At 61.0% G+C, this 11546-nt stretch carries 6 protein-coding genes; 1 reads left to right on the forward strand and 5 read right to left on the reverse strand.

Annotation, left to right across the window (positions count from 1 at the left end; translation table 11 throughout):
• Positions 1-3: 3 nt before the first annotated feature.
• A complete protein-coding gene (locus tag BY454_RS01370; RefSeq protein WP_104414843.1) occupies positions 4-3165 on the reverse strand; it encodes an efflux RND transporter permease subunit in 3162 nt (1053 codons plus the stop codon).
• Positions 3162-4403, reverse strand: a complete 1242-nt coding sequence (locus BY454_RS01375) for an efflux RND transporter periplasmic adaptor subunit (protein ID WP_104414844.1) — start codon at positions 4401-4403, stop codon at positions 3162-3164. Before BY454_RS01375 ends, BY454_RS01370 begins: the two co-directional genes overlap by 4 nt.
• A 128-nt stretch (positions 4404-4531) precedes the next feature.
• Between BY454_RS01375 and BY454_RS01380 the strand changes: the two genes are divergently transcribed.
• A complete protein-coding gene (locus tag BY454_RS01380) occupies positions 4532-4978 on the forward strand; it encodes a potassium channel family protein (RefSeq protein WP_104414845.1) in 447 nt (148 codons plus the stop codon).
• Here BY454_RS01380 and BY454_RS01385 read toward each other — a convergent pair whose 3' ends face one another.
• The 3 genes from BY454_RS01385 to BY454_RS01395 form a co-directional block, all read right to left on the reverse strand.
• Positions 4979-8209 carry an efflux RND transporter permease subunit gene (locus BY454_RS01385; protein WP_104414846.1) on the reverse strand — a complete coding sequence of 1077 codons (3231 nt, stop codon included), beginning with the start codon at positions 8207-8209 and terminating at the stop codon, positions 4979-4981.
• Positions 8210-8215: 6 nt separating this feature from the next.
• Positions 8216-9283 carry an efflux RND transporter periplasmic adaptor subunit gene (locus BY454_RS01390; RefSeq protein WP_104414847.1) on the reverse strand — a complete coding sequence of 356 codons (1068 nt, stop codon included), beginning with the start codon at positions 9281-9283 and terminating at the stop codon, positions 8216-8218.
• Positions 9284-9522: 239 nt separating this feature from the next.
• On the reverse strand, positions 9523-11529 hold the full coding sequence (locus BY454_RS01395) for a TonB-dependent receptor domain-containing protein (RefSeq protein WP_181049622.1): 2007 nt from the start codon (positions 11527-11529) through the stop codon (positions 9523-9525).
• Positions 11530-11546: the final 17 nt, after the last annotated feature.

Raw genomic sequence — 11546 nt, forward strand, 5'->3', positions numbered from 1 at the left:
GCATTACTCGCCCAGCGGCTCTGCATGTTCACCATGGCGCTGGGCCCGCCACTCCCGGAACTGCTCCAGCCAGCTCAACAGGGCCGGAATCACCAGCAACACCAGGAAGGTTGATAACCCCAGCCCAAAGGCAATCGAAGTAGCCATGGGAATCAGGAACTGGGCCTGGAGCGACGTTTCAAACAGCAGGGGCAACAAGCCGCCAATGGTGGTCAGCGAGGTCAAAAGTACCGCCCGCACCCGTTGCACCGCCGCCTCGTTCAGGGCATCGGTAATGCCATGACCTTTCTGGCGGTGGTGATTATAGAAAGCCACCAGGATGATGGCGTTGTTCACCACAATGCCCGACAACCCAAACAGACCAAACAGGGAAAGAATGGTCAGTTGCAGCCCCATGAACCAGTGCCCGAGCAGGGCGCCGACCAGGGCAAAGGGGATGATTGCCATGACGATCAAGGGCAGCGACCAGGAGGCAAACACCCAGGCCAGGACCACGTACATCAGCCCCAGGCCAATCAGAAGGCCAGTCCTCATGTCTGCCAGGGTTTCCCGCTGATCCGCTGACCGACCCTCGAAGCTATAGCGAATGCCGTAGCGGGCCGCGATATCCGGCAACGCTTCTGCCTGCAGGCTCGCCAGAACCTGGTCGGTCGTCGCCACATTGGTGTTCAGTGCCGAAGTCACCTCCACGGCCAGTTTGCCGTCGGCGTGGCGCAGCGCCTGGAAGCCCTGGCGATGATCCAGGTTCATCACCTGGGTCAAGGGCACAAAGCGGCCATCAGGCACTCGCACCGTCATCCTTTCCAACGTGGTGTAGCGCTCACGCTGTTCGCGGGGTAGCTGCACACGCACTTCCATTTCGTCCCGCCCATCCTGATAAATCTGGGCAATCCGGCCATCGAAGGCCGCACGTAACTGGCGGCCAAGATCCACGGTGGTAAGTCCCAGGGCCTGGCCGAAGGCGCTGACCTGGTAAATCAGTTGCTCGCGACCCCAGGGCATGTCGTCTTCCACGTTCAGCACGCCCGGTAAGGCGCCAAGTGCCTGGCTCAATTCACCAGCGGCACGCTTCAGCTCTTCGGCGTTATCGCCGGTCAGCCGCACATTCACATCCCGTCCCGGCGGACCGGACTGGCGCTCATTGATATTCAGGGTGTCCAGGCCAGCCGGCAGGTTCATGCGCTCCCGCCATTCGGCCATGAACCGGGCGTTGCGCACCGAGCGCTGGTCGGAAGGCACCAGTTCCACCAACATGGAGCCAAGTTCATCACCGTTACGGGAACTGGCCTCAGCTCCCTGGGTGGCGCCGTACGTGGTCACGGCGTGGCGGATCAGATCACCACCCAACGCTCGCTCGGTCTCATTGAGGCTGCGCTGCATTTGCTCCATGAAATCAGCCACCGTGTCTTTATGGGTGCCGGCGACAAAGCTGACATTGGCATAGAGCACCGACGGCTCCGGTGTGGGGAAGAAGTTGAACCCCAGCCGGCCACCGGCGAGCAGACCGACGGTCGCCACCGACAGGGCAAGGGCGGCGGCCACAGTAACACCCCGGTGTTTGAGGCTGTAACGGGAGAAGCGCCGGAAGGGCCCTTCACGAAAGGCATCAAAACGCTGCTCAAAACCGCCACGCAGGCGAGCAAGTGGGTTGTTCCGGATGAGCGACCCGGTCTCGCTGTCCCCGTCTTTCCGTTTTTTCTGTACGAACGCCGAGCGCAGGTGCACCGGCAGCACCACAAAACACTCCAGCAACGAGGCCACCAGAACACAGATCATGACCAGGGGAATATCGCCCAGGATGTTGCCGATAATACCGCCCACGACCAGCAGGGGCATGAACGCTGCCACCGTGGTCAATGAAGACGCCAGCACCGGCCAGACCATCCTTTTGGCCGCACCCTCGGCCGCATAGATGGAAGGCTCGCCCATGCGGGCATGGGCGTCGGCGTCTTCGCCCACCACAATGGCATCGTCCACGATCACACCCAGGGCCATGATCAACGCAAACAGGGAAATCATGTTGATGGACCCGCCCACCAGCCAGAGCACGCCCATGGCCGCCAGAAAGGCGGTGGGAATACCAACGGCCACCCAGGCCGCCACCCGGCCGGGCAGAAACAGGTACAGCAGGCCGATAACCAGCACCAGACCGCTCAGGCCGTTGCTGACCAGCAGGGAAATGCGGTCCTCCAGCAGCTGCCAGGTCTCGTCATACACCTCCAGTTTAATGGTCGGAGGCAAGGCAGGGCGGGTGTCCGCCAGCCAGGTTTCCAGCACCCGGGCCGCGGCCAGAGAATTGCCGGTTTCCGACCGCTGCAGCTGCAACTCAATGGCGGGCATGCCCTCATTGGTCATCACGGTCTGATTGTCCCGTGCTTCCTGGCGAATGATGGCCACATCGCCCAGTTTAAGGCGAATCCGTTCCCCGCTCAGTACCGGTACCGTCTCGAAAGCCTGGGGACTGCGCCGCTGTTCCACCGAGCGCAATTCCCGCGTCGCGTCTTCCTGGGCCATCATGCCCGCCGGCAGGTCGCGGGACAGCGCCGCCACCCGATCCGCCACCTGTTCCAGTGACAAGCCCAGGCTTTCCAGGCGTTCCACGGGAACCTCAATACTGATCTGCTGTTCGGGCATACCCCGGAGATTGATCCGGTCGATGCCCCGGTCCAGCAATTCATCCTCGAAGCGGTGGGCCAGGTGGCGCAATTCACTGCGTTCAACGTCGCCGTAAAGCAGCAGGCGGGCCACCGGCTCGTAACGCTCCACCCGGGTGACCTGGGGCTCCTCGGCATCGGCGGGCAGGTTATTGAACTCATCCACCTGCTGGCGCACATCGTCCACGGCCTGGATGGGGTCCGTGCCTTCGTGGAACTCCAGACTGATGGAGGCCACCCCCTGGGCCGAGGTGGAGGTCATTTTCTTCAGACCATCAACGCTGCGCAGCCGCTGTTCCAGCGGGTCGGTGATGCCGCGCTCAACGTCCTCGGCGGAGGCCCCGCTCCACACTACCCGCACGCTCACCACATCCAGGGCGAAGGTGGGGAAGAACTGGATGTTCATACGCATCAGCCCCAGCGCACCACCCAGCAGCATCACCAGCATGACCAAATTACCCGCCACGCGGTGGTGTACGAAAAAGCCGATGACCCCTTTCTTGCGCGTCATGAGGCCGACTCCGACGCCGGTGTGGCCTCCTCGACCTTCAGCCCGGTCACGGCGTTGGGCAGGTGGGTGGTGATCAGGCGCATGCCCGCTTCCAGCTGGTCGCTGGCAATCAGCAACTGGCGTTCGCCATTGTCACTCTCAGCCTCGCCAATGCGCTCGACCCGGATCTGCCGCATGCGGTTGTCCGGGGTCATGACGTACACACGGTCGGCCCCGTACAGGGCACTGAAAGGAATCGCAACGGTGTTATTCCGGGCGGGGCGTTGCAAGGTCAGGGTTTGCAGGCCGCCCGGTCGCAGTCCTCCCGGGTCACCCTGCAGTTCCAGTACCGCTTCGGTACCCGCCGGGTCAGACACACCAGCAAAGCGCTTTAGCACAAAGGCCTGCTGCCCGGATTCGGACCGTGCCGTCAATGTTTCTCCCCGAGCCAGGGCCGCCATCAATTCGTCCTGAAACGCCCGCGGCACGCGGGCCCGAACCTCCAGACCATTAACCGGGTACAGGGAAAACAGAGCCTGGTTGCGTGACACCTGGTCGCCAACAGCAACCTGTACATTGGTCGCGATACCCTCAAACGGTGCCCGAACCCGGGCCCGGTCACTGTCCAGTTCCACCGCTGCCAGGTTGGCGCGGGCCTGAGCCAGCCGGGCTTCCAGACTTTGCAGGCGGGCGGGATGCTCGGCGATGGCACGTTCACGGTTGGTTACCGTGAGTTGGGCCCGGGCCAGGGCATCGGTAGCCATCTCCAGGTCCTCCCGGGAGGCCAGGTTACGCGCAACCAGGGATTGGATGCGTTCATGCTGGCGCCGGGCGTTGTCCAGGATGGCCCGTTCGCTCTTCAGCGCCCGCTGGTCATTGCGGTAGCGCACCTCTTCGGAACGGACCTGGGCTTCGAGGTCCGCCACCTGGGATCGGGCCTGGGCCAGTACCGGCTCAATGTCGGCTGTGTCCAGGGCCATCAACAGCGCGCCTGCCGCAACCCGCTGACCTTCTGCCACGGATTTCTCGGCAATACGTCCGGCCAGTGTGGCCGTGACGGTTTGTTGTTCCGGAGCCACTACCTCGCCGTACAGCCGCAAGACGGGCACATGCCTGGCTGGCTCAACGTTCTGTACCTCTACCCGCCAGCTCCGTTCGGTGGCGCTCGCCTCGGGCGGTTCCGGCCGGGTCGCCTTGAGGGTGATGAACACCGCAATACCGAAAGCGACAATCAACAGGGGCAGCAATTTTTTGACCATGGACAAACGTGACTCTGGTTGGTTGGGGTGCGGCTAACCGCTGAACTACTATACAATCTTCAGTTAATCCCTGATGAACCCACTTCAGATTTGCCGGCAACGCCACCTGACACTCGAGAGCCCATTGAATGGAAAACGGTTATCACACACTGCTGAACGTGACTCTTCTGAACTGTTTTTTGGTCTGTGTGGTGGTCGTTATTCATAACGAGGCGTTGATGCGTTTGAGCCGGATGCTGCCCAAAATGCGCCGCAGCCATCACTTTCGCATCACCTTTGCCGTTCTCGGCTGTCTGACCGCCCATGCCCTACAGGTATGGATCTTCGCCACCGCATTCTACTTCATGCACCATGCCGAAGGCTGGGGTCATCTGGCGGGCAATTTCAGCGGCAGCCTGCTGGATTCCGCCTATTTTTCCTTCACCACATTCACCACGCTGGGTTACGGCGACATTGAAGCTTTGGGCCAACTGCGTTACCTGACCGGTATTGAAGCGCTGACCGGGTTTCTGCTGATCACCTGGAGCGCCTCCTTCCTGTTCCTGGAAATGCAGCGTTACTGGCCCACCCGCTGATCACAGCCAGCGACAGCGGGCCAAAGTGTAGTACAGCAAAGGCACAACAATCACCGTCAGCAGTGTGGACATCAGCAGACCAAAAATCAGCGAGATGGCCAAGCCGTTAAAAATCGGATCACTGAGGATGAAGTAAGCCCCAACAATCGCCGAAATGGCGGTCAGTGCAATGGGTTTGATGCGCACGGCACCGGCCAGCACCACGGCCCGGTCAAGCTCCATGCCTTCGTCCAGCAACTGTTTGATAAACACCACCAGCAGGATGGAATTACGCACGATGATGCCCGCCAGGGCAATCATGCCGATCATGCTGGTGGCGGTGAACTCCTTCCCCAGCAACGCGTGCCCGGGCATGATGCCAATCAGCGTCAACGGGATCGGCGCCATGATTACCAGCGGCAGGATGTAGGAACGGAACTGCGCGACCAGTAACACGAAAATCATGAACACGCCGACACTGTACGCAATGCCCATGTCCCGGAAGGTTTCATAGGTGATCTGCCATTCGCCATCCCACTTCAGGGTGCCTTTCTCGGGCAACACCGGCTGTTCGATGAAATACTGTTCCGGGGCCTCGGCCTGCTGTTTCAGGCGATCCACCGTTCGGAACATGCCATAGAGCGGGGAATCGATCTCGCCGGCCATGTCCGCTGTTACGTAGGTCACCGGCAACAGATCCTTGTGGTAGATCGCCCCCATCCAATCGGCCTCCTGAACCTCGGCAATGCTGGCCAGGGGCACCAACTGGCCGCTGCGGCTGCGAACCTTGATCGACAGCAGGGCCGAGGGCTGCGCTTTGTCGCCCTCACCCAGAATGACCCGGATGGGCACCGGGTATTTGGCCTGATCATCATGCAGAAAACTGACACCCGTGCCATTCAGAGCCGCTTGCAGGGTGGTTACCACCTGCGCCTGGGAGACGCCAAGCCTGGCGGCGCGGTCACGGTCCACAACCACTTCCCACTCGCGGGTCGGCGCTTCCAGGGTGGTGTCGACCTGAACAACCCCTTGCGCCCGGGCCAATTCCCGGGCTACCAGTTTGGCCATATCGGCACGTCGTTCGGCGTTCACGGCATACACTTCCGCCACGATGGGCGAAAGAACCGGCGGCCCCGGCGGAACTTCGACTATTTTGACTTCTGCGCCATACTTCTTGCCAATCGCGGTCAGGGGCTCTCGCAAAGCCTGGGCTATGGTGTGCGAGGCACGTTCACGATGCTCCTCACTGGCCGGGTTCACCTGAATATCACCCTGGTAGGGCTCACTACGCAGGTAATACTGGCGCACCAGGCCATTGAAATTGATGGGTGAAGCGGTGCCGGCATAGGCCTGCCAGTCAGACACTTCGCCTACGGTTTCCAGGTGATGGCCCATTTCCGTCAGCACCCGCTGGGTCTGCTCCACGGGTGTCCGCTCGGGCATATCCACTACCACCTGGAGCTCCGATTTGTTATCAAAAGGCAGCATCTTCAGAATCACTGCCAGGAAAACCGGCAGGGAGGCCGCTGCAAGTGTGAGCAGGACGACTCCCAGCCCCAGAAAACGCCTGCGCCAGGGATGTTCCCCCAGAAACGGGGTTAACACGCCGTTGAACAGGGCGAGCGCCCGGGGGTTCACACCATCGGCCGAGCTGGTGGCCTCGGCATTTTCTTCAATGGCGTCCCCCTTCTTGTGCCGGAGCAGGCGAAGCGCCAGCCAGGGCGCCACCACAAAGGCCACAATCTGGGACATGACCATGCCGGCGGAGGCATTGATGGGAATCGGGCTCATGTACGGCCCCATCAACCCGGTCACAAAGGCCATGGGCAGCAACGCCGCCATAATGGTCAAACTGGCCATGATGGTCGGTGTGCCCACTTCGTCCACCGCAACCGGAATAATTTCCTTCACCGAGCGCCGGGTATTCTGGATACGCCGGTTGATGTTCTCGGTGATGACAATGCCATCGTCCACCAATATGCCGATGGAGAAAATCAGTGCGAACAGGGACACCCGGTTGAGGGTAAAGCCCCAGGCCCACGAGAAAACCAGCGTCAGCAGCAGAGTGATTAACACCGAGACGCCCACAATCACGGCCTGGCGCCAGCCCATAAAGGCCAGCACCAGCACCATCACCGCCAGGGTCGCGGAAATCAGGTCAGAAATAAGCTTCTGGGCCTTGTCCGAGGCGGTCAGGCCGTAATCACGGGTGACCAGTACCTCAACATCGGGGGGAAGTGCACGGTTGCGCAACTGATCCAGTCGCTCCTCGATCGAGGTGGTGATGTTAATGGCGTTCTCACCCGGCTTTTTGGCGATGGCCAACGTAACGGCCGGGTAGACGTCACCCGGTTCGCCCCCCACCGCTTCGGGATGGGCCGGCCCGAAGCCGACCTGGAGACTCTGGTCGGGCACGGTGCCACCACGCCGCACCTGTGCCACGTCATCCAGATGCACGGCAGCGCCGTTGTGCATACCCACCACCAGCCGCTTCACGTCGGCCACCGATTCCAGCAACGTACCGGCCTGCACGGGAATAGAAACGTTGCCCTGGGTGACCCGGCTTTCCTGGCTGGAGGCATTGGCCGCGTTCAGGGCATTGGCAATGTCGGCGGTGGTCAGCCCGAAGCCGGACAGTAGCGCGGGATTAAAGACAACATCCACGCGGTCGGGAATGCCGCCCACGGTGTAAATGTCCCGGGTACCGGGCACCCGCTTGAGGGCCACTTCCAGCATGTGCGCCAGACGCGTGAGTTCCTCACCGGCGTGGGTGCCTGTCGGATCGTAAAGAGTCAGCGTCATGACCGGCACGTCGTCAATGCTGCGGGGCTTGATCAAAGGCTGGGACGCACCCAACCCGGGCGGCAGCCAGTCCTGGTTGGAGTACACCTGGTTATAAAGTCGGACCAATGCCTCCTGGCGCTCAATACCGACCTCAAACTGCACCGTGATGACGGCCTGACCCTGACGGGAGACGGAGTACACGTGCTCCACCCCCTTGATTTCACTCATCACCTGCTCGGCGGGCGTGGCAATGACGCTTTCCACTTCCCTGGTACTGGCACCGGGCAAGGCCACCATAATATCGGCCATGGTGACGTCGATCTGGGGCTCTTCTTCCTTGGGCGTGATCACCACCGCCAGCACACCGAGGATAATGGCCAGCAGGGCCAACAGGGGTGTCAGGTGATTATTCTGGAACGCGCGGGCGATGGCACCGGACGGGCCAACCGGGGGCAACTCCTGACTCATGGCAACTTACTCCCCGCCCTGGTTCGGTGAATCGGGCAGGGCCAAACGCTTGCTGCCCACCAGCACGGACGGGTTGGCCACCACTCGCTCACCCTCGGAGAGCCCGGCGAGTACTTCCAGCCGATTGTCCTGATGAACCCCCACTCGGATCTGGCGCAGGCGGGGCTGCCCCTGCTCATTAAGCGCGAATACCGCCCGTAGCTCGCTGCGCTGAACCAATGCCGACTCTGGAATCCACAATGCCTCGCGGGTGGCCACCGGCACCCCCACTTTCACCAGCATGCCCGGAAACAGCGTGCCATTGGGCTCGGTCAGACGCATGCGTAACCGGAAGGTGTGAGTTTGCGGATCGGCATAGGGGTAAAAGGTCATCTCGCCGGTGTCCAGCACCCGCCCGTCGGAGAGGGTGACGGTGGCCTGTTTTTCACTTCGCGCTATGTCGGCGTATTGCTGTGGCAGGTCCACCACCACTCGCAGTTGCTCCAGGGACAGGCCGCTCATCAACGGCTGGCCCGGGCTGACCGACTCCCCGATCTCAACATGGCGCTCGGTGACAATCCCACCGTAGGGCGCAACCACGCGGGTGTAATCCAGCTGCTCGCGGGCCTCCTCAACGGCAGCCTGCGCCCGCTCAACCCGCGCCTGCGCCGCATTCAGATTGTTGCGGGCGGTATCGAATTCCTGCTGGGAGACCAGCCCCCGCTCTCGAATGGCAGCGATACGCTGGTATTGCTGGCGGGCATCCTGCAGCCCCGAGCGGGCTTCCTCAAGGCCCGCCTGGGCCTGATTCAGGCGTGAGCGCTGCTCGGTGTCATCCAGCCGTGCGATCAGGTCGCCGGCGGTGACCGAGTCATCCACATCAAAGGGCAATTCAACCACGGTGCCGCTGGTCTGGGCCGAAACCGTGCTCTGTTTGACGGCTTCAATCACGCCATCCAGGTGCACCATCTCCTGAAGCGGCGCAGGGCGAACCTCGACCACATCCAGCTTTTCAGGTTCCTGGGCCGCCGCAGCTGCGGTCAACCAGACAATGGCCATGGCGAAACTTGCACGAACAAACAGTCGGATGCCCATGAGCACTTAATTCCTTATAGTTCTTTGCTAATAACTACATCTCAATACCCATAGTAGCAGCAGATTCACCTGCGGAAAAACGCCCTACAAAGAGAGATCTCAACGTCTCAAGCATAGCCCATCAGGCCTGTGACACCTTGATGTCCCACAAAAAAGCCCCGCAGGAAACCAATGACTCCCTACGGGGCAAGAAAGTCACCCACCGGCCATGAAAGCGGGCAACCTGACAGTTCCGTTAATTACCAGCGAGCCGTGAGGGCCAATCGGAAAGTGCGACCCGGCTCATTCACCCGGTAACTCTCACCCGTCACCGTGTCTTCGCGGCTGACATGAGGGGCCCAGGTCTTATCAAACAGGTTATCCACCGCCCAGCTCAGGTTCAGGTAATCTGTCAGCGGATGGGTACCGTTCACATTGAATACGCCGTAACCGGGCGATTCACTTGGGTCCAGGCCGGAGTCTTCATCGATGCGATCCTGCCGACGGGCCAGTTGCCACTCAGCCTCAACGGTATGGCCCTGGTGCTGCCAGGCCAGTGTGTGGGTGTACATCAGGGGCGGGATTTGCGGCAACGGCTGGTTCTCGGTTTTGTTGGTACCGCGCACGCTGGCCAGGGCACCGGTGCTGCTCCAGGTGCCGTTGCTCCAGCCCAGTTCGGCTTCTACGCCGAGCAGGCGGGCGTCGATGTTTTTGTAGCGGATGTCGCCGTTCTGCGGCTCGTAGCGGTAGACATAATCGTCCACTTCATCGATCCAGGCCGCCGGACGCCAGTGCCAGTTATCGGCCTGGCCGTTAAGGCTGAGCTCGAGCTTATGGTGTTTCTCGGTATCCAGGCCCGGGTTGCCAACCCAAGTCCCCTTCTTGGTTTCTTTTGCCACATAGCGTTCATTGACGCTAGGGCTTCGAACACTGTGGCTGGCGATCACTTCCAGGGTGTTATATGACGACAGACGGAACTCACCACTGACAAAAGCGCTGACGTTGTCGTCCGTGGCTTCAAAATCATTAACGCCATATTTCTGAGCGTATAAAGTGGCAGGACTGCTCATTCCGCTTCCCATAACCATATAGGTCTGGTCCGCCTCGGTGGCGTCCATTTCCACCCGGTCGTAACGCAACCCCGCGCCGAGTTTGGTGTTGGCCCGGATCTGGTGGAACCCTTCAACAAACACACCTATCCGGTCACGCTCTACACCCGGCCACATAAAGGATGCAATGCTGGTGGGTGGAGGTGTGCCCATGCCACTGTAAAGGGTTGCGTCCCAATCATTGCTCTCAACATCTACGCCGAACGACAATTCCTTTGTGTAGTTAAATACCTGATCGACTACCAACCGGGCACCCTGTGTGCGGGTTTCTGACAGGGTCTGCATTTTCATCATGTCCGGCTCACGCAGGCTGAAGTTGTCCATCACGTGATCCACATCCGCCTGCCAGGCCATCAGGCTCCAGTCGCCATTGGCCACCGGTGAGCCGATTTCCAGCTTGTACATATCGGTGTCGGTCTTCGGCGCATCCATCATCGAGGCGTACTTCACATCGCGCTCTTCCTGGCGGCTCGCCGAACCTTTCACATAAAACCCGTTATCGGCCTTCCAGGCGCCATCCACGCGCCCTTCGGTGTTTTCGAAGGCGCTGCGAACTTCATCGCCATCGCCGTCCTCATAATCGTCGGCTTCTTCATAACCGCCGGATAAACGCAGATAGGCGTCGTCATTGCCCACCGCCGCACTCGCCGCGGCCAGCTTGCCATTGCCGTTATCCGAGCCACCCACCGTGACATGGCCGGTGCTGATCTTGCCGTCGAATTCCGGGGCGGCGGTGGTCGCGACCACCTGACCACCGGCGATTGGCCCCCAGCGCAGGGTACGGTTGCTGGTGCGCACCTCAAGCACCTGCGGCAAGGCCGTGCTCAATCGGCTGGTGGGCGGATCCATGCGGTTCGGGCAGGCGCCTTCCACCCGCATGCCATCCAGCAAAACGTCCACTCGCTCCTGGCTCTGGCCACGTATGACCGGGTCCAGCCCACGTCCCCCAAGGCGGGAAAGAGAGACAGAGGGGCTTTCATCCAACCGACTGACCGGCTCTGAGGCCAAAGCTGCCTCGGACAGCCTTGCCGCTTCTGCCGACTGACCTTCGGTCACCCGAATCAACATGCCTTCCTCGGTCTGGGCCTGAGCCGCCGGGGCAACCGCACTCCCGGTCAGCGCCAGGGCAATACAACGAGCCAGAGGGGTCCTGATCATAACGCCGAAATCCTTGT

The sequence above is a fragment of the Marinobacter persicus genome (assembly GCF_002934325.1).
In the GTDB taxonomy this organism is placed as follows: Bacteria; Pseudomonadota; Gammaproteobacteria; order Pseudomonadales; family Oleiphilaceae; genus Marinobacter; species Marinobacter persicus_A.

Excerpts from the sequence above, each read along its gene's own strand:
- BY454_RS01380 (WP_104414845.1), top strand. The coding sequence starts at position 4,532 with ATGGAAAACGGTTATCACACACTGCTGAACGTGACTCTTCTGAACTGT.
- BY454_RS01385 (WP_104414846.1), bottom strand. The coding sequence starts at position 8,209 with ATGAGTCAGGAGTTGCCCCCGGTTGGCCCGTCCGGTGCCATCGCCCGC.
- BY454_RS01370 (WP_104414843.1), bottom strand. The coding sequence starts at position 3,165 with ATGACGCGCAAGAAAGGGGTCATCGGCTTTTTCGTACACCACCGCGTG.
- BY454_RS01395 (WP_181049622.1), bottom strand. The coding sequence starts at position 11,529 with ATGATCAGGACCCCTCTGGCTCGTTGTATTGCCCTGGCGCTGACCGGG.
- BY454_RS01375 (WP_104414844.1), bottom strand. The coding sequence starts at position 4,403 with ATGGTCAAAAAATTGCTGCCCCTGTTGATTGTCGCTTTCGGTATTGCG.
- BY454_RS01390 (WP_104414847.1), bottom strand. The coding sequence starts at position 9,283 with ATGGGCATCCGACTGTTTGTTCGTGCAAGTTTCGCCATGGCCATTGTC.